Below are 20,865 nucleotides of genomic sequence, written 5' to 3' on the forward strand. Positions count from 1 at the left end.
ATCGTCTTTTTTATTTTAAAATATTTAATTCACTAAATTAAGGGATAATAAAGTGACATTAAATGTATAGTAATTTATGTTTTAACGCTTTTTTTCCTTGTTTAAATATAAGTGTTATAATTATCGTAAAGAAAGCATGTAAGCGCTTTCTTTTGAAAAGGGGGGGAACAATCGTGAGGTACATTAACTATTTGGGCACTGATGCCTATCAGAATATTGCGATGGATAGCTGGTTACTATATAACCTAAAGCCAGATGAACCAATTTTTACGTTGTGGCAGAATAAAAAGGCTGTCATTGTCGGACAAAATCAAAATACGTTCGGTGAAGTGAATCAGGAATATGTGGACAAAGAGGACATACAAGTTGTCCGCCGTATGTCTGGTGGTGGTGCTGTATATCACGATTTAGGAAATATTTGTTTCACTTTTTTCGTACCAGTTGAGAGTAGTAGTCAGGTGAATTTCAAGCAATTTGTGGAGCCTATGTATAACGCACTACAATCAATTGGTATTGATGCTAAGATTACGGGTCGTAATGACTTGGAAGTTGATGGAAAGAAGGTGTCAGGAAATGCGCAACGGTATGCTGGTGGATATTTAATGCATCATGGTACGTTGATGTGGGACACCGACGTTGATGCAATGGTACGTTCATTGAATGTTGCTGATGAGAAGTTTATTTCCAAAGCAGCCAAGTCAGTACGTGCACGTGTTGGTAATATTAAAAATTATGCACCAGAAAACCAAACTTTAGAAGGATTTATGGATGCACTTCGTTATTACTTATCTAATCAAGGTAAGGATGGCGAATTGATTCTAACTGATGATCAGATCGCTGATATTAAGCGTTGGCGTAATGAAAGATTTTCAACTTGGGAGTGGAATTACGGTAAGAGTCCTGATTTTGATTTTGTAAATCATGCAAAATATGCTGGGGGTAGCGTCGACGTTAAAGCAAACGTTAAGGAAGGTAAAATTCAAGATATTGATTTTACGGGGGATTTCTTAGGCGTACGCGATTGGCGTGAAATGAAGGATGAATTTATTGGACAAACTTTCTCTCAAGATGCAATCTTGAAAGTTTTAGATGCTAATAAAGATGGTCAATATTTTGGTGGTATTACTAACAATGAGTTAGCGGTATTGTTTACTGGAGACGGTGATAAGTAGAAAGGGGCTACACGCATGGCAAGTATCGCAGATGCAAATAAGAAGGTTTTGGATTTTGATGGACAGTTGCAAGCACAAGATGATTTTTTCCCAACGTTAAAGTTGTTGGATAATGATGGGAAGCTATTGGATAAGGCTGCTTACAAGCGTTCAGAATTAACAGATGAAGATTTAGTTGAAATTATGAAGCGGATGTTATTTAGTCGTCAATTAGACATTCGTTCAACAAAGTTAGCAAAGCAAGGACGTTTTGGGTTCTTCGCACCAACTGCAGGGCAAGAAGCTTCACAAATGGCATCAGCTTATGCATTTGGTAAGGAAGATTGGTTGTTCCCAGGATACCGTGATATCCCTGAAATTGTTGATAAGGGTTGGCCAGTTTGGAAGGCTATCCTTTGGTCACGTGGACACGCTAAGGGTAACGAGTTTACGACTGAAGAAGGTGAGCCAGTTAACTCATGGATGCCACAAATCATCATCGGTGCGCAATATGTTGAAGCAGCAGGTGTTGCTTTGGGATTAAAGAAGCGTAAGCAAGACGCTGTCGCATATGCTTACACTGGAGACGGTGGAACATCACAAGGTGATTTCTACGAAGGTGTTAACTTTGCTTCAGCTTATAAGGCAAATGCCGTCTTCTTTGTTCAAAATAATGGTTATGCTATTTCAACACCACGTGATTTGCAAACAGCTGCACCACATTTGGCTGCTAAGGGTTGGGGTTCAGGAATTCCAAGTCTAGTTGTTGATGGAAACGATCCTTTGGCAATGTACTTAGCTTCTAAGGAAGCACGTGCTTGGGCAGTTGCGGGTAATGGACCAGTCTTGATTGAGACATTGACTAACCGTTTGGAACCACACTCAACTGCTGGTGATGATCCATTACGTTACCGTACTAAGGAAGACATTGCTGAGTGGTGGAAGAAGGAACCATTGATTCGGATGCGTAAGTTCATGACAGAAAAAGGTGTTTGGGATGATAAGCAAGAAGAAGATTATATTGCTGAAGTAGATAGTTATATCGATGAGCAAATTAAGATTGCCGATAATATCGAAAAGCAAAAGATTTCTGACTTCCTAAAGAACACTTTGGAAGTTCCAGGACAAGCTATGAAAGAACAAATTGAGCACTTCGAGAGCGAGGGTAAGTAATTATGGCTAATAAAACATATATTGCAGCAATTCAGGATGCCTTAGATTTAGCTTTAGAAAAAGATGAAGACACATTAATTTTTGGTGAAGACGTTGGTGAAAATGGTGGTGTGTTCCGTGCAACTGATGGACTGCAGGCAAAGTATAGTGAAGATCGTGTGTTTAACACACCATTAGCAGAATCAGGAATTGGTGGATTAGCAATTGGTTTGGCAACAACAGGTTACCGTCCAATTATGGAAATTCAATTCTTTGGTTTCTTGTTCGAAGTAATGGATTCAATTGCTGGTCAAATGTCACGTGCACGTTACCGTTTTAATGGTACACGTAATATGCCAATTGTTGTTCGTTCACCTTATGGTGGTGGAACCAAAACACCAGAAATGCACGCCGACAATTTGGAAGGGCTTGTTGCACAAGTTCCTGGATTACGTGTTGTTATGCCAGCTAACCCCGCTGATGCAAAAGGATTACTATTAAGCTCAATTGAATCAAATGATCCAGTTGTCTTCTTGGAAAACTTACATCTTTACCGTTCTATGAAGGGCGAAGTCGCAGATGGCTATTACACAACACCATTAGATAAAGCAGCTATTGTCCGTGAAGGATCTGACGTAACCATTATTTCTTATGGTGGCGCTGTTCCATTATCATTAAAAGCAGCTGATGAGCTAGCAAAGGACGGTATTGAAGCTGAAGTCATTGATTTGCGTACGGTTTCACCAATTGATATTGAAACTATTGGTGAGTCAGTTAAGAAGACTGGTCGCGTTGTAGTTGTTCAAGAAGCGCAACGTATGGCGGGTGTTGCATCAACAGTTATGTCTGAAATTTCAGAACGTTTTATTCTAAGTTTGAAGGCACCAATTGGACGTGTAGCAGCACCAGATACAGTTTATCCGTTTGCACAAGCTGAAAATGATTGGATGGTTAAGGCCGATGATGTTGTTTCTAAGGCCAAGGAGGTTGTAAACTATGACTGAGATTTTTAAAATGCCGGACATCGGTGAAGGAATGGCCGAAGGTGATATCACTAATTGGTTAGTCAAAGTTGGTGATAAGGTAGCTGTTGATGATTCAGTTGCTGAAGTACAAAATGATAAGTTAGTACAAGAAATTTTGTCACCATACGCTGGAACGGTAACAAAGCTCTTTGTTGAACCAGACACAACTGTTGAGGTTGGTGATCCTTTGATTGAGTTTGATGGGGATGGTTCTGGTAGTGCTGCTGGTGAAGAGTCAGCACCTGCTGCCAAGGAAGAAGAAAAGCCAGCTGAACCAGAAGCAGCACCAGAGGCTCCGGTAGAACCAGCATCTGCAGGTAATGTTGTTGCAACTAACGGTCAAATTTTGGCAATGCCATCTGTACGTCATTACGCATTTGAAAATCAAATTGATTTGAACCAAGTACCTGCTACTGGTCGCCATGGTCATATTACAATGAACGATGTTGTTGGCTTTACTGGTTCACAATTAGGTGTTGAAGAGCCAGCAGCACCAGCACCTGAAGCTCCAAAGCCAGAGGCACCTGTTGCTCCGGCTGGACCAGCTCCAAAGATAGAACCAGCTGAGATGAAGTCTGGTCGTCAACCAATGAGTGGTGTTCGTAAGGCAATTGCTAAGGCAATGTCAGTACAAAATGCTACGATTCCAACGGTTACGAACTTTGATAGTGTTGAAGTATCAAAGTTGGTTGCACACCGTTCACAATTCAAGGAATCTGCTAAGGAACAGGGCGTTAAGTTAACATACTTGGCATATGCAGTTAAGGCATTGGCAGCAATGGGTAAGAAGTTCCCAGAGCTTAATGCATCAATTGATATGGATAGCAATGAAGTTATCTATCATGATACTGTAAATGTTGGTGTTGCCGTTAACGCACCATCAGGTTTATATGTACCAGTTATTGCACATGCTGAGAGTAAGTCAATTATGGCAATTGCAACTGAAATTGCCGACTTAGCAACAGCTGTTCGTGAAGGTACTATCAAGCCAGCGCAAATGCAAGGTGCAACAATTACTATCTCTAACCTAGGTTCAGCTCGTGGAACATGGTTCACACCAATTATTAATGGTAAAGAATCAGCTATTCTAGGGCTCGGATCAATTCTTAAAGAACCAATTGTTGATGAAAACGGCGAATTGGCAGTTGGACAGAATATGAAGTTATCACTAAGCTATGATCACCGTTTGATCGACGGGATGTTAGGTCAACAATCTATGAATTACTTTAAGCAATTGTTGGCTGATCCAAGCTTTATGTTGATGGAGGTATAAAAATGGTTGTTGGTGCAGAAGCAACAGACGTTGGTACAGTAGTTATTGGTTCAGGCCCTGGTGGCTATGTCGCCGCAATTCGAGCAGCTGAACTAGGTCAAGATGTTACCATTATTGAGCGTGATAATATTGGCGGTGTATGTTTAAATATTGGATGTATTCCATCAAAGGCATTGATTAATGTTGGCCATCATTATCGTGAATCACAAGAAGAAAATCCATTTGGTTTATCATTAACAGGTAAGTTAGACTGGGAAAAAGCACAAGATTGGAAACAACACAAAGTTGTTGAACAACTTACGGGCGGTGTTGCGATGCTTTTGAAAAAGCACCATATTCAAGTGATTAAAGGTGAGGCCACATTTACTGATAACGAAACTTTAAACGTTGTACAAGAAGATGGTCACCAATTGTTGCGCTTTGAAAATGCAATTGTGGCTGCTGGTTCACGACCTGTTAAGATTCCAAGCTTAAAGTTTGGTGGTCGTATTGTTGATTCGACTGGTGTCTTGAGCTTGCCAGAAGTACCTGAGCGTCTAATTGTTGTCGGCGGTGGTGTTATTGGTTCTGAATTAGGTGGTGCATATGCCAACTTAGGATCAAAGGTCACAATTGTTGAAGGTCTTGATCACACATTGAATGGTTTTGATAAAGAAATGACAAAACCAGTGTTGAATGACTTCAAGCAACACGGCGGTGAAATCATCACGTCAGCAATGGCTAAGGGTGCTACTCAAACTGATAAAGAAGTCACATTGACTTATGAAGTTGATGGTAAGGAACAAACGGTTACCGGTGATTATCTTTTGGTATCAGTTGGACGTAAAGCTAATTCCGATACACTTGGATTAAACAACACTGATATTAAAGTTGGTGATCATGGTTTGATTGAAGTAAATGACCAAATGAAGACGAGTGTATCTCACATTTACGCAATTGGTGACATTGTTGCTGGTCCAGCATTGGCTCACAAAGCAAGTTTTGAAGGTAAGGTGGCAGCAGCAGCTATTAGTGGCGCTGCAAATGCACGTGATTTGCACTACTCATTACCAGCAGTTGCTTATACACAGTATGAACTTGCTACGACAGGGGAAACGCCAGATTCTGTTAAAGAAAAGGGCTTGAATGCTAAGATTAGCAAGTTCCCATTTGCAGGTAATGGACGTGCATTAGCTATGGATGCAGGTGTCGGCTTTATTCGCTTGATTACCGATAAAGAGAGTAATGCAATGCTAGGAGCTCAAATTGTCGGTCCATCGGCTTCAGATTTGATTTCTGAGCTTTCATTGGCAATTGAGAATGGCTTAACTTCAGAAGATATTTCTTTGACTATCCATCCACATCCAACTTTGGGTGAAGCAATTATGGATGCAGCCGAAGTAGCGGATGGTTTGGGTATTCATGTATAATGGATAGAAATAACTAAATTGAGGTGGGTAAGCAATGTCTTTCTTTAAAACAAATGACGGTGTGCGATTACATTACCAATTTGATGGTAATTACGATCAACCGGTAGTTGTACTGCTAGGTGGTTATACAAGTATGATTACGACTTGGACGGCACAAGTTGATGATTTTAAACAAGCTGGTTTTCGTATTTTACGTTTTGAATATCGTAATCATGGTCAAAGTGAGCAAACGGACAAAGGTTTACGCATTTCACGGTTAGCGATGGATTTACAAAATCTGTTGGAATATCTACATGTTGAAGATTTTAGCTTAGTTGGTCACTCAATGGGAGCAATGGTGGCTAGTCAGTATATTTCTTTGTTTGGTGACCAGCATGTTAAAGCTTTGGTAACTGAAGATCAGACGCCTAAAATGTTAAATGAAGATGGTTGGCAGTATGGTATTGCTGATTCTTCATTTAAAGAAATTAGTCGAATTGCTGATGATTTTCCCAAAACGAAGTTAATACGCCAAACCATCGATAAAGAATTGAAACAACAAGTTTCAGCTGGTTATGTGCCATTTAATTTCAAAAAGAATCGACCATTAATGGTTGATGGTATTGTTCAGGACTGGCGAGACGTTGTTGCGAATGAACGTATACCACATTTGTTTTTAGCTGGTTCAGCTTCGCCTTTATATCCAGTAACACATACGCAAGCTGCCCGTGAATTACAACAAGTTGAAAATTCTGCTGTTCATATTTTTGATGGCTCCGGTCACATTCCACACTTAGAGTTTTACAATGAATTTAATCGTATTGTTATCAAATTTATTACAAAAAACCAGTGATAAATTTCATTAAAATATTGATTTAATAACTTAATACCATATAAAAGCCAAAGTTTATTACTTTGGCTTTTTTTGTTTTCTAAAAATAAGATTAAAAAACAATTAGACTAAATGAACGATATATGGTAATATAATGAAACAATTAACAGAGATAGGATGTAGAAGGTGAAAACTATGAGAAATATTGGGAAAATTACGGCATTAGCGGCGTCGGTTACAATGATTGGTAGTGTTGCGTTACCTGCAATCACTGCCTCAGCAGCGACAACAGGCAAGACAATCAATTGGTCTGAGGTAGCAGCATTACCAACCATGGATCCAGCAAAATCAACGGATACGGTATCAGCTGATGCTATTGGCGCAACAGGCTTACCATTGGTTCAATTTGGCAAAGGCAATAAATTAGAAAATGAAGCAGCTAAAAGTTATGAAAAATCATCAGATGGTTTAACTTATACTTTCCATTTACGTTCAGGTTTGAAATGGGAAAATGGTGAGGCGTTAACAGCTAAGGATTTTGTTTATGGATGGCAACGATCAATTGATCCTAAGACTGCATCAGAATATGCTTATTTGCTTGATAGTGTAAAAAATGCGCAAGCAATTCAAGATGGTGATAAACAACCAACAGATTTAGGAATTGAAGCAGTAGATGATCATACATTGAAGGTAACGTTAGAATCACCTTCTTCATATTTCTTACAAGAAATTACAATGCCAGTTTTCTTTCCACAAAATGAGAAATTTGTGAAAGAGCAGGGAAGTAAATATGGTACGTCTGCTAAAACTTACTTGTCAGCAGGTCCTTATAAATTAAAGGGATGGTCTGGATCAAATAACAAGTACTCATACGTGAAGAATGATAAATACTTTGACGCTAAGAAAGTTAAAACAAATAAAATTGCTGTGCAGACCATTAAGGATCAAAACACAGGTTATAATTTGTATCAAGGTAAGAAATTAGATTTCACGCCACTTTCTCCTGATCAAGTTAAGGCCTCGAAGAACAAATCAGGATACAAAGAAATTAAGACTGGTGCAACACAAGCTTTGCAAATGAATCAAGAAAAAGTACCAGAATTTAAAAATACAAAGATTCGTCAAGCAATTTCTTATGCAATTAATCGTCAAACATTGTCAGATAAAATTGTTACGGGTTCAGCTATTCCGGCAACAACTTATACACCAAAGGGGTTGGTAAAGAATCCAAATAATAATAAGGATTTTGCAACTGATGCTGAAGTGAAGGGCGCAATAAAGTTTGATAAGAAGAAAGCTGCGAACTTATTTAAAGAAGGATTGAAAGAAGAAGGTAAGTCTGATTTGTCAGTACAATTACTGACTGATGATGATGATACATCAAAGCGTGTCGCACAATTCTTACAAGAACAATTAGAACAAAACCTAAAGGGAATGGATGTTTCAATTAAAACAGTTCCAAAGAAGCAACGTTTGAAGTTGAGTACAGATGGTGATTTCCAAATGCTAAACTTTGGTTGGTTAGCTGATTACCCGGATGCTTCATCGTTCTTAGATTTGTATAAGTCTGATGCGTCATATAATTATGGTAAGTGGCAAAATGCTGATTACGATGCTACGTTAGAAAATGCTGAAGGTAAGAATGCTAACGACAAGAAGGCACAATATGATGACTTTAAAAAGGCTGAGCAAATTTTGGAAAAGGAAGCCGGTGTGGCACCGCTATACTACCGTTCAACAGCATCATTGTTGAATCCAAAGGTTAAGGGTGTAATTGCTAACCCAACAGGGGCACCATTTAATTTCAAATATGCAGTTAAAAAGTAATATAAAATTAATAACTAAGAACACTAGTAGTAATATATGAGGTGTGCCCCGAAAGAAAAAATTAACTTTCGGGGCATTTTTGTGATTAAAGTTTAACACTACGATAATAAGCAACGTCTATAAATGAAATTAGATAGTGGATTATGTTACTTATTAAAATAAACTATTTAACGGTGTTTGATAGATCTTAATAAATTAATTATTAGTGCTTTTCGATTTCGATACATAAATAATTTTATTATTATATATAATTTGTAGCCAAATAATGTCAAATATATTTGTTATTTAATAACAGGTATACCTTATATTAATCTTAAGTTAATGAATATTTTATATTGTTATATACAAATATACATTAAAAAAAACACATAAGGTGACTAATTACTGTTGTAACGCATTGTGTTAAATTAGTTGACATTGATTATTTATAATTGTAAACGTATTCAATTACAAATGTTGATATGGCGCTAGTTGACGCCCGTATTGAAAGTATGTACACTTTTAAATTCGTAGGACAAATAAGATATGTGAGATGTGATTAGATGAATAACAAATTATGTGATATTGCAATATTGATTCCAGCTTTTAATCCTGATGAAAAGTTATTGAAATTATTATTTGAAATTCACCAACAAAAAGGATTTAACCAAGATATCATAATCATTAACGATGGTTCAGAAGATGATTTAATTTTTTCAAAAATACAGCAAAATTATTCTAAAGTTAAAATATTAACTCATGAAAAAAATCGTGGTAAAGGACAAGCATTAAAAACTGGTTTTAATTTTATACTAACTAACAAGACAAATATAAAAGGGGTTGCCACAATTGATTCAGATGGTCAACATAAAGTGGTTGATTTAAAGAAACTTGAACATCATTTTATGAAGCATATGAATGATTTAATTATTGGCAGTCGTAATTTTGGTAAAGATGTACCATTACGCAGTAAGGTTGGCAACATTGTCACTAATCAATTAGTGAATCTATTAACCGGAATTAAAGTTAGTGATACACAAACTGGTCTGAGAATTGTCCCAATCAAATATATTAAACAATTAATAACATTTTCTTCAAATAGATATGAATTTGAATTTGATATGCTATTAGCAACTAAAAAAGCAGGTATTAATATTCGGGAAGTCCCCATTCAAACTGTTTATTTAGATAATAATGCGACTTCTCATTTTAGAGTGATTGCTGATTCGTTATCAATTTATAGTCGTTTTTTCAAATTTGCTTTTAGTGGCATGGGGTCTTTTTTGATTGATATAGTTTGTTTTTATATTTTTATTTACTTAATGGTTGGGAAGTCAGGTAATGCAATCTTATTGGCAACAATAATTGCACGACTTTGTTCAGCTATATTTAATTATATAATGAATAAAAAATTTGTTTTTTCAACTAGCAATTCACAACCATTAATTAAATATGTTGTTTTAATGTTAAGTCAAATGTTAATTTCAGGATTATTAACAACACTATTGACTCACTTAGCAAGACAAATGTATGAAACTGGTTGGATTACTTTAATTAAGATTATTGTTGATAGCTTTTTATTCTTAATTAGTTACCAAATTCAAAAGCATATTGTGTTTAAAAAAGTGGTGCGATCAAATGCAGCTTAAATTATATAAAAAAGTGTTATCTATCTTAGCTGTTGTTTTAACGATAATATATTTAATTTGGCGAATCTTTTTTACAATACCTAGCTATCAACACCATGAATTTGCATTTGTTTTTGCGATTGCGTTATTGGTAAGTGAAATAATATCAAATTTCACAGCATTTATTTTAATATTTTTAAGACTACGTTTTAATAAAAAACATAATAACGAGTTAGCGTTGCCAGAAATTAGTCAGTATACCAAGTGGCCTGATATTGATGTCATTATTGTCACACATGATGAAGAAATTTCATTATTACAAAAAACGGTTAATGCTGCTGCTAATATGACACCAGGATATGAGCAAAAGGTAAATATTGTCATTGCTGATGATGGCAACCGTTTGGCTGTAGAAAAGTTAGCAATGGACTATCATGTGAAATACATTGATATGCCTGAGAAAAATAATGCTGCCAAAGCTGGCAATATTAATCATGCTCTACAGCAACTATCAGCACCTTTGGTAGCTGTTTTTGATGCAGATATGATACCTCTTAAAACGTTTTTGTTACACTCAATTCCTTATTTTATTAAAAATGACTACGAACAACAAGAAGATGAAAATATTAAAAAATTAGGTTTTTTACAAACGCCACAAAGCTTTTATAATGCTGATATTTTTCAATACAATTTATTCTCAGAAAAAACAGCGACTAATGAACAAGATTTCTTTTCACGTGATATTAATGTCTTAAATGGTTCAAATGGCGCAGCAATATTTACCGGATCTAACGCCGTTTTTTCTCGAGATGCAATTAATGATGCAGGTGGTTTTCCTGAAAAAACGTTAACTGAAGATTTTGAATTAGGTGTACGAATTAATATGGCCAACTATACGAGTATGGCGACTGAAATTCCTGAATCAAGTGGTATTACACCAATGGATGTGAAAAGTGTCATTAAGCAACGTATTCGTTGGGCACGTGGTGTTACACAAAGTGCGCGTAATATTCATATTTTTTTCAACCGTAAATTGCCATTCATTAATCGTATGATTTTAACAAATGTTTATCTTTATTGGTGGTCGTTTATGCGCCGATTATTATTTATTTTGGCACCAATATTATTTGCTATTTGGCATGTTCAAGTTGTTGATGCCAATTTTTGGGTATTATTACTTTTTTGGGCACCAGGTTATTTCTTATTACATTATGTAATGGGGATGTCTAATACGAACATTCGTGGTGAACGGTGGGGTGAAATTCAAGAAACGTTTTTTGCACCTTATTTATGGCTACCTGTTTTATTAGAAACATTTGGTATCAAGCAAACAAAATTTAAAGTAACTGATAAAAATAATGGGCAGTCAACAAGGGCTTTACTGTATGGTGTACCTTATTTAATTTTGTGGTTATTAGATGTTTGGGCTTTGATTGTATTTAATTATGGTAAATGGGGATCAGAAATTATGTATGGTGCTGTCATCAGTTTTTGGTTATTAACACATTTAGTTAACTTAACTTTTAGTTTATATCTGGCATGGGGGCGTCAAATTAATCGTAAATTTGAACGTTTTGCACGTGAAATTCATGGCATCATCATAAACAATGATCAAGTTGAAAGTGTAATTGAAACAATTGATGTTTCTGATAGAGGATTATCGTTTAAGTCACCCGGCCCGCTGTTGTTACGAATAGGCGACCATGTCATGGGGACGCTGTATTACAATGACGAGTCTATTCAATTTACAGGTATTATACGTGTTACCTACTCTAACAATAAATATGGGTTAAGCATTGAAAATATGACTGATGAAAATCAAAATAAATTTTATAGTCTCATTTATGATGGGCAAAATATGTCATTGCCTTGGAAACAAGATGCTTGGATGACAATTTATGACGCATTGTTAATAAACATGATTTATCATCTTAAAAATAGTTGGCATAGAATAAGTACAAAAAGGAATGGATAGACAATGATTGTATTAGCATCATTATTTTTTTGCCTGGCGACAGGGGGGTATCGACAATTAGCGATGTTTTTAGGTAGCAACCGCTACCTTTCTTGGTTATTAGCAATTATTATACAAAGTATGATGGTGTATTTGGCTGCTTTAATAGGACAATTAAAATTTGGCATTTGGCTTACGTTTCTATTAGGGATGCTATTATTCCTTAGCACTTTTATTAAAAATGTGTGTAGTCGTGAAACTACTATTAAATTACACGTATTTGATGCGTGGTTTATTATATTTGGCTTTTTAATGATAATTGCTCTTTATCATAGTTCTTTGATACACTATGATAATTTTTCACACTGGGCCACAATCGTTAAATATTTAACTTTCGTTGGTCAGTTACCAGATGCACACCAAAATTTGGTTACCTTCACAGATTATCCACCAGCTACGGCAATGTTTTTAACTTATATTACGTCAATAGTTGGTTATCATGAAGGCATTTTGCTGATTGGGCAGTTTATGATGATATGGGCAAGCGCTTATGCTTTATTTGGTGGTTTAAGAGATCCTAAACGAGCAGTTATAACAGCGTCATTACTTACAATTATTAGCTTACTTAATATATTTAACATTGCTATTCGTATGAACAATTTATTGGTCGATTTTTTACTAGCTTTGTTGGCTGCTACTGGTATGGTAGCAGTATATTGTGAAAAAAAGAAACCAAAATTACAAAGTATGAGCGTTATTTTAATTGTTAATTTTTTATTGTTAACAAAGAGTTCAGCAATTTACTTTGGTATTTTGATTTTAGTGTATTTTGCAATTACTCGTTTTAAAGAAATGTCGCTAAAAGTTAATAAAATAAAAACGATATTTACAGTGATTTGTCATATTATTGTGACAATCTTACTGAGCTTTTTAGGATGGATGTATTGGCGTTTACATGTGGCACATGTATTTACAGCAGCATCTAAACATGCTTTAAATTTACAAGCATATGAAAATCAAGTAAGTCATGAATCACAGAATACTAAATTACTAATTATTAAAAAAATTGTGGCATATTTGTTCAATGTTGATACGTTATTTTTTAAAGGATTTTTGTTAATCAATGTTGCGTTATTAGTAACATGGGGAATTATACGTTTCTTATTACATAAGAAAAGTTTTAGTTTTAAAATGTTGTTCATTACAAATGGTATTATTTTACTTTATATTATTGGTGTTTTAGTGATGTTTTTGGTGTCAATGCCATATAATGAAGCGATCACTTTAGCAGGTATTGACCGATATTTATCAACAATCATTGTATTCAGTATTACGACAGCAGGATTAGTTATACTAAATGATTGCGATTTAGCCTCGTTCCAACCAGATATCTTATTAAGAGATGCTAAGAATTTTGCATCTCTGAGAACGAAACAATTATATCAAGAAACTACCTTTATTTTGATATTAATAGCAAGTGTTTTAATGTTGTCAGAAATTAATGGTATTAATTTTAATGCGCGTGAATCGCGTCAAGCATTGCCAGTTAAGCTTCATGAAATGTTGCCAAACCAAATTAAATTTAATCATAAAAAAATATTGTTAGTTGACGTTAATGCATCTGATGTTGCTAATAGTTATACACAATTTGTAGGACGCTATTACATGTTTAATGATCAAGTTATCGGTCGTGAAGCTTTTGATATGTCAACTAGTAAATTTAAAGACTTAGTATCACAGTATGATTATATTGTGATACCAGAAAAACACCAAACATTTTCGCTATTGGCTAAAAGAGCGTATCATCAAAAAATAGGTGCAGGTATATATAAGTCAAATCCAGATAACTTACAAATTGTTTCTGCTAAAAAATATATGAATGAGGTAAATGAATAAAAAATGGGTGATTTTTATTTTGTGGGTCAACAAATAATTGATGCTAAGTCACGTGAAGTACGTGAAGTAGAGTTATTGTTACGTGCTACTAATAAGGTTGGCTTTCCAGAACAAGAATTTCACAATTTATTAAATTCGTCACTTAAACAATATCAAGCATATTTAAAAGATTTAAACAATGAATTGATGTATTTGTGGGATAAGTACCCAACCTGTCAATTTAGTTTAAATTTTACTCAACAAGAATTAGAGTTTCCAGTATTGTTAACCTATTTAAAGTCGATTAATACTAATATGCGTGCTCGCATGATGATTGAAATAACAGAACAAGCGCCAAATAAAAAGTATACAGAGTATTCAGATAATATTAATGTTAGCATGTTCAAAAAAATACATGATTTAGGCTATAAAATTGCTTTAGATGACATTATGCAAGGTAATAATTCACTTGGTAATTTTATGCTAGTAAGGCCTTATATTTCACGAATAAAATGGTCATTTACTAATGGTGGTCATTATTTAAATCAGCAACAAATCTATTGGATAATTAAGCTGCTTAGAAGTTTAACTTGTGAAAAAGGTATTTCATTGGTCGTTGAAGGTGTGGAAGAAGAAATGATTTCATATTGGTTATTAACAATGAATGTGCACCAACAACAAGGATTTTTATTTGCAAAACCTGCAAAATTATAGGGGAATCTATGACAGATATATTTGATGTGTTGATTACACAATGTAATGCGTTATTTATTATTTTAGCTACAGTAGCAATTGATTTTATTTTAAGGCCATGGTTTGCAACATCTAAATATTCACGATTTTTAATGAAAACAGTCATGGCCTTCAGAATACTAAATCCGTGCTTAGCAATGCTTATTGTGACGGTTACGTTTTTACAACGTGACACTATTTTTGATAAATTAACCAGTATTAGTGTTGGCGTAGCTATGTTCTTTTATTTTTCATCTTTATTAAGGAAAAAATGGTTTATCAATTTAAATAATTTGTTAGTGATGCTTATTTTTTTAAGTTGTGTATATGGTAATATACCGACTGCTTCTAATGGACATGAACAATTTTTGTTATTAATTTCAATTTTGGGCACTTACACGCTACTTATTATTAATTATTTTCGCTTTGATTATGAGATCATGGTGGTTAAATGGCAACTAACGTCTTTTAAATTTATTATTATATATAGTATGGGATGGTGGAGTATATTTTTGGTTGATACAAATTTAACTTTAAAAATGTACATTGGACAGGTTCTATTATCTATTGTCTACATCATAGTTATTATATTTATGGATAAGGGAATTAATAAGCAACTACAAATAAAGCTACGTGAAATTGCACAGGATTTTTTAACGGGTATAGGTGATAGAACGATATTTGAACGTGAACTAACAAAATTATTTAATAATAATGATAAAACTAATAATCATTTGGTTTTATTTGATATTGATCGATTTAAGCAAATTAATGATGAATATGGACATTCAATGGGAGATTCTGCTTTAAGAATCGTATCGCAAACTGTAATAGATGAACTAGATGTACTACAGTTAGACGAAAATTTTTTTAGAGTGGGTGGTGAGGAATTTGCACTCTTATTTTCAGGATTAAACAAGCAAAAAGTTATACATACCGTTAGTAAAATCAGGGATAGCATTAATCAATTAGATTTAATAAATACTAATGATAAACCAATCAAAATAACACTATCGATAGGTATTGCAAAGTGTAGTCAAACGGATCAAGACAAACAAACACTGTATAAGCGAGTTGACAGTTATCTCTATATTGCTAAAAATACGGATAAAAATTTAATTAATTATGAAGGTGAAAACATCAATGAATAATTGATGTTTTCTTTCATTAGCGTTAAGTTATTACTATAAAGGAGAATTTGCTTATGAAAATAACAATCATGGGTGGCACTGGTTATCTGGGACAGGGAATTTTAGCTGGTTTCGTTAATAGTAAATATAATCATGAATTAATTAGTCTGTCTCGTTCAGGAATGGGGAATAAGCAGAATTTAGTTATGCCAGTTTCCTATTTAGCAGTTGATTTTAGTCATGATGGTAATTGGCAATCCGTCGTCACTACTTCAGATATAGTCATTGATTGTGTGGGAATTTTAATACCTAGTAAACGTAAACAAACGTCTTATGAAAAAAATAGTATTGAGCCTGCTAAAAAAGTAATTGATCAATTACAGGTAAAAACGGACAAAACAAAATTTATTTTTATTGCTGCTAATAATGCACCACGATTATTAGATGATTACTTAAAAGCAAAGCAAGAAGTGATTGATTATGGTCAAAAAAAGTTAGATAATCGATTTATAGCAGTTTATCCAGGAATGGTTTACGACTTACAACGATTGGGTAATTTTATACCGGGTATATTGTTAAATATTGCCATCAATGGCTTTAAAATACCCTTTTTAAAAAAGTATCGACCAGTTAAAAGAAGTGTTTTTAGTCAAGAAATTGTTAAAATAGCGGCTGGTCAATCAAGTCCGTTAACCAAAATTATAAGATAATTACTCAAGGAGAAATATATTGATTACTTTAAAATCCAATAGGGAAATATCAGGAATGGCTCATTCTGGTCAGATTTTAGCAGGTGCTCATCTAGCATTACGTGATAAAATTCATGTTGGCATGGATACTTGGGAGATTGAAGAAATTGTCAATCAATACATTTTGGACCATGATGCGACCCCTTCAGAGAAGGGATTTGAAGGTTATAAATATGCAACATGTATTAGTATCAATAATGAAGTAGCGCATGCAACGCCACGTAAAGGCTTGAAACTAAAAAATCATGACATTGTTACCGTTGACTTTTGTGTGAATTGGCATGGTTATGAAAGTGATTCAGCCTGGACATATGTTGTTGGTGAAAGTACACCAGAAATTGACCATTTAATGGATGTGACACTTAAAGCTTTGTATTTGGGTATTGATCAAGCTCAAGTTGGTAATCGCTTAGGTGATATTGGGTTTGCTATTCAAGATTTTGTTGAAAATAAAAATCATATGGGTGATGTCCGTGATTTGATTGGTCATGGGATTGGCCCCACTATGCACGAAGAGCCTAATGTCTTTCATTATGGTGTTCCCCATAAAGGATTGCGTTTAAAAGCTGGTATGGTAATTACCATTGAGCCAATGGTAAATGCTGGTGGTGATTGGGAAATTAGAACTGAAGTTGTTCCGGAAACGGGTTGGGAATACTATGTTTCAGCTGATGATAGTTTATCAGCTCAATACGAACATACGTTAGCAATTACGAATGATGGACCAAAGATTTTGACGTCACAAGATCCGATTATGGATGCTAAATATTTGTGGCAAGATTAATATTTTTGATAGACTGGCAGCCGGCTGCCAGTCTATTTTTTATTCAAAAAAATTCAATAAAAAAGTTTGTTATAATATGAGTAAGCGTTTACAATATAGTGAGGGACATTTATATACAAAGGAGAATTTATCATGGAAGCACTTGTTTTAACAGATATTAAAAAATTAGAAGTTGAAGAGATTGATCGACCAAATGTTTTACCTGATGAGGTTTTGATTCATACTGCTTTTGCTGGTATTTGTGGTACTGATCATGCATTATATGCTGGATTACCAGGTTCGACAGACGCAGTACCACCAATTATCTTGGGTCATGAAAACTCGGGTGTTGTGGCTGAGGTTGGGGATGCAGTCACAAATGTAAAAGTTGGTGATCGTGTAACTGTTGATCCTAATATTTATTGTGGTCAATGCAAATTTTGTCGTACTGGACGTCCAGAATTATGCGAAAACTTGTCAGCCGTTGGCGTAACACGTGATGGGGGCTTCGCTGATTACTTTACTGCACCAGCATCTGTTGTTTATCAAATACCAGATAATGTGTCACTGAAATCTGCATCAGTTGTGGAACCAATTTCATGTGCCGTTCATGGTATTAAGTTATTGAAGGTATCTCCTTATCAAAAGGCTTTGGTAATTGGAGATGGCTTTATGGGTGAATTATTTGTGCAATTACTACAAGCTTATGGTATTCACCAAGTAGATTTGGCTGGTATTGTCGACGAAAAGTTGGCTATGAACAAAGAAAAATTTGGTGTGACAAATACGTTCAATACCAATACAGGTGATGTTATTCCAGCAGAGTCTTATGATATTGTCATTGAAGCAGTGGGCATGCCACAAACACAAGAAGAGGCTATTGCAGCGGCAGCTCGTGGTGCACAAGTACTGATGTTTGGTGTTGGTGGCCCAGAGGCTAAATTTGAAATGAATACTTATGAAATTTTCCAAAAGCAATTGACAATTCAAGGATCATTTATCAACCCGAATAGTTTTGAGGATTCATTAGCATTGCTTTCATCTGGTAAGCTAAATGTTGAACCATTAATGTCACATGAATTGGATTATAAAACAGTTGATGATTTTGTGAATGGTAAATTGGGCGTTGTTTCAAAAGCAGTTGTCAAAGTAAACGGTGAAGAAGCTTAATCGATTATAATGATGTTATCTAAAAAGACCAATGAATTTTGTACTAGTCCCTGTCAACTTGATTGGGACTAGAGCATTTAATCATTGGTCTTTTTGTTATATTTAAATTTTTAAGGTGTCACAATAACGAATTGTTCACCATGTTCAATATCACCGTTACCAAGACGAGCGACATTATTAAAGTCAGTTGTATTTGTTATAGCTGTGATAACAGTTGTGTCATAATCAGCTGCAGCAACCTTGTTGATATCAAAACTACCTAATTGATCACCAACGTTAATATGTTGACCTTGTGTGACATTCGTTTCAAAAAATTGTCCCTTTAAATTAACAGTATCAATACCTAAATGGATTAGAACTTCAATGCCATTATCGCCTTTAATACCATAGGCGTGGTTTGTTTCATAAACAACCGTCAAAGTACCTGTAATAGGCGCATAAATGTTATTTTCAGTTGGCACAATTGCACCACCGTCACCCATTAGTTTAGAAGAAAATACAGCATCATTGACATCACTGAGGTCAGTTGCAACACCTGAAACGGGAGCTGCTACGATTTCATCACCATCATTAACGATTGTAGTTGGTGCGATATCATCTGAAACAGGAGCACTAACACCATCAATAACGGCCATTTTAGCACTATTCTTCTTACCATATAAGTATGTTAGTGAAAATGCAACTGCGAAAGAAACAACTTCACAAAGTAGATAGGCTGGGATAGATGTTGCATTAATTGATAGGAATCCTAGGAACCCAGCTGATCCTAGTGAAACAGCAATGACATGCATGAAGCCAGCTAGAGCTGCTGCAACACCTGAACCAATTAAGGCGCAAAAGAATGGGAATTTGTATTTTAAATTAACACCAAATAGCGCAGGCTCGGTAATCCCTAATAAGGCAGACACAGTTGCAGAAGACGATAAACCTTTCATCTTTTTATTCTTGGTTAGTGCGAAAACACCAAATGTTGCAGCACCTTGGGCAACATTGGCCATTGAAGCAACAACGAAGATAAAATCGCCATAACCAGTATGGTTTTGAGTAAATGCACTAATTAATTGAGTCTCAATAGCAGGGAAACTTTGATGCAAGCCGGTAAGAACAATTGGTGAATATAGTAAACCAAAAATACCAGTACCCACAAAACCAAGTGCACCATAGATAAATACGATGCCATCAGTAATGCCATCTGATAGTAAACGCATGACCGGTCCAACAACGACGAATGTTAAAAAGCCGGTCACCATTAATGAAATTAACGGCGTAAAAGTAAAGTCAACGGCTGATGGTAATTTTTTGTGCAAAAATTTTTCAACAATTGACAAAATGTAAACAGCAGCCAAGACTGGAATAACTTGGTAGTAATAATTATTTTGAGAGACTGCTAACCCAAAAATATCCCAATTATGGTTTGCAACTAAATCAGGTGACACCATAATCATTGCTAAAGCAGCACCTAAATATTGGTTAGCGCCAAAGCGTTTGGCTGCAGAGATTCCAACCAAAATAGGCATAAAAATAAATGGTGCAGCAGACATTAATTGAATCATGGCTGATAAGCCTTGAATAGCAGGTAGTGTCTCAACTAATGCTTTTGGTCCGAATAATCCTTCAGAAGTTAAGAAATTATTTAGAGCCATTAATAGACCACCAGCGACTAAGGCTGGAATGATTGGTACAAAAATATCAGATAATAGCTTAATAAAGGCCATAATAGGATTAAATTTTTTATTACCTTGCGCCAAATCTTTCAATTCCTCAGTCGAAACAGGTGATACATTTGCGATTTTGATTAATTCATCGTAAACATTATTAACATCACCTGGTCCAATAATGATTTGATACTGACCGTTTGTTTTAAACGTTCCTTTAACATCATCATTATTGTCTAATGCGTCTTGTTTGATTTTTCCCTCATCTTTAATGACTAAACGTAAACGTGTTGCACAGTGTGCAGCGGCAGCAAAATTGTCTTTACCTACAGCATCAACAATTTCATTAGCAACTTTTTTATGATCCATTTTTTTACTCCTCATTGGATATTTGAAAGCGGTTTCTTTAATTGCTACATACCTAGAATACCGCATTTATTTTATATGTCAAACGATTGACATTAATTTTTTCAAAATTATTTAAATGGCTTATTTAATAGCAATATAAGAATGTCAAACGATTGACATTTATTTTTATTTAACTTATTTTATAAGTGATAGATTTTAATGAAAAATTCACGT

At 34.9% G+C, this 20,865-nt stretch carries 16 protein-coding genes; 15 read left to right on the forward strand and 1 reads right to left on the reverse strand.

The features are described 5' to 3' along the window. Window positions 1-173 precede the first annotated feature (173 nt). The 15 genes from lplA (at window position 174) to G7Y65_RS07175 (ending at window position 18,628) form a co-directional block, all read left to right on the forward strand. A complete protein-coding gene (gene lplA / locus G7Y65_RS07105; RefSeq protein WP_042492571.1) occupies window positions 174-1,172 on the forward strand; it encodes a lipoate--protein ligase in 999 nt (332 codons plus the stop codon). 15 nt (window positions 1,173-1,187) lie between these two features. Continuing rightward, on the forward strand, window positions 1,188-2,324 hold the full coding sequence (locus G7Y65_RS07110) for a thiamine pyrophosphate-dependent dehydrogenase E1 component subunit alpha (RefSeq protein WP_141926819.1): 1,137 nt from the start codon (window positions 1,188-1,190) through the stop codon (window positions 2,322-2,324). 2 nt (window positions 2,325-2,326) lie between these two features. Then, on the forward strand, window positions 2,327-3,307 hold the full coding sequence (locus G7Y65_RS07115; RefSeq protein ID WP_042492575.1) for an alpha-ketoacid dehydrogenase subunit beta: 981 nt from the start codon (window positions 2,327-2,329) through the stop codon (window positions 3,305-3,307). Next, window positions 3,300-4,601, forward strand: a complete 1,302-nt coding sequence (locus G7Y65_RS07120; protein WP_137600772.1) for a 2-oxo acid dehydrogenase subunit E2 — start codon at window positions 3,300-3,302, stop codon at window positions 4,599-4,601. The genes G7Y65_RS07115 and G7Y65_RS07120 overlap by 8 nt, the downstream gene beginning before the upstream one ends. A gap of 2 nt (window positions 4,602-4,603) precedes the next feature. Further along, the gene (gene lpdA / locus G7Y65_RS07125; protein WP_042492580.1) at window positions 4,604-6,010 is read left to right on the forward strand and encodes a dihydrolipoyl dehydrogenase; all 1,407 of its coding nucleotides are present in this window, start codon (window positions 4,604-4,606) and stop codon (window positions 6,008-6,010) included. Window positions 6,011-6,044: 34 nt separating this feature from the next. Next, window positions 6,045-6,842, forward strand: a complete 798-nt coding sequence (locus G7Y65_RS07130) for an alpha/beta fold hydrolase (RefSeq protein WP_042492581.1) — start codon at window positions 6,045-6,047, stop codon at window positions 6,840-6,842. A 174-nt stretch (window positions 6,843-7,016) separates the two neighbouring features. After that, entirely contained in the window at window positions 7,017-8,648 is a 1,632-nt protein-coding gene (locus tag G7Y65_RS07135) for a peptide ABC transporter substrate-binding protein (protein ID WP_042492584.1), read from the forward strand. 542 nt (window positions 8,649-9,190) lie between these two features. Continuing rightward, window positions 9,191-10,276, forward strand: a complete 1,086-nt coding sequence (locus G7Y65_RS07140; RefSeq protein ID WP_150189656.1) for a bifunctional glycosyltransferase family 2/GtrA family protein — start codon at window positions 9,191-9,193, stop codon at window positions 10,274-10,276. Further along, window positions 10,266-12,230, forward strand: coding sequence for a glycosyltransferase family 2 protein (locus tag G7Y65_RS07145; RefSeq protein ID WP_165314758.1), 1,965 nt, complete (start codon window positions 10,266-10,268; stop codon window positions 12,228-12,230). Before G7Y65_RS07140 ends, G7Y65_RS07145 begins: the two co-directional genes overlap by 11 nt. 3 nt (window positions 12,231-12,233) lie before the next feature. Then, window positions 12,234-14,105, forward strand: coding sequence for a hypothetical protein (locus G7Y65_RS07150; RefSeq protein WP_052348386.1), 1,872 nt, complete (start codon window positions 12,234-12,236; stop codon window positions 14,103-14,105). A 3-nt stretch (window positions 14,106-14,108) separates the two neighbouring features. After that, window positions 14,109-14,798, forward strand: a complete 690-nt coding sequence (locus G7Y65_RS07155) for an EAL domain-containing protein (protein WP_137600774.1) — start codon at window positions 14,109-14,111, stop codon at window positions 14,796-14,798. 8 nt (window positions 14,799-14,806) lie between these two features. Beyond that, complete coding sequence (locus tag G7Y65_RS07160; RefSeq protein WP_042492588.1) at window positions 14,807-15,967, forward strand: GGDEF domain-containing protein; 1,161 nt, start codon at window positions 14,807-14,809, stop codon at window positions 15,965-15,967. 53 nt (window positions 15,968-16,020) lie between these two features. Further along, the gene (locus tag G7Y65_RS07165; RefSeq protein WP_042492590.1) at window positions 16,021-16,656 is read left to right on the forward strand and encodes a Rossmann-fold NAD(P)-binding domain-containing protein; all 636 of its coding nucleotides are present in this window, start codon (window positions 16,021-16,023) and stop codon (window positions 16,654-16,656) included. 19 nt (window positions 16,657-16,675) lie between these two features. Next, window positions 16,676-17,479, forward strand: coding sequence for a type I methionyl aminopeptidase (map, locus tag G7Y65_RS07170; protein ID WP_042492592.1), 804 nt, complete (start codon window positions 16,676-16,678; stop codon window positions 17,477-17,479). 132 nt (window positions 17,480-17,611) lie between these two features. After that, the gene (locus tag G7Y65_RS07175) at window positions 17,612-18,628 is read left to right on the forward strand and encodes a zinc-dependent alcohol dehydrogenase family protein (protein WP_042492594.1); all 1,017 of its coding nucleotides are present in this window, start codon (window positions 17,612-17,614) and stop codon (window positions 18,626-18,628) included. Window positions 18,629-18,738: 110 nt separating this feature from the next. Here G7Y65_RS07175 and G7Y65_RS07180 read toward each other — a convergent pair whose 3' ends face one another. Next, complete coding sequence (locus G7Y65_RS07180; RefSeq protein ID WP_042492596.1) at window positions 18,739-20,652, reverse strand: sucrose-specific PTS transporter subunit IIBC; 1,914 nt, start codon at window positions 20,650-20,652, stop codon at window positions 18,739-18,741. Window positions 20,653-20,865: the final 213 nt, after the last annotated feature.

The sequence above is a fragment of the Weissella sagaensis genome, from assembly GCF_010306265.1.
In the GTDB taxonomy this organism is placed as follows: Bacteria; Bacillota; Bacilli; order Lactobacillales; family Lactobacillaceae; genus Weissella; species Weissella sagaensis.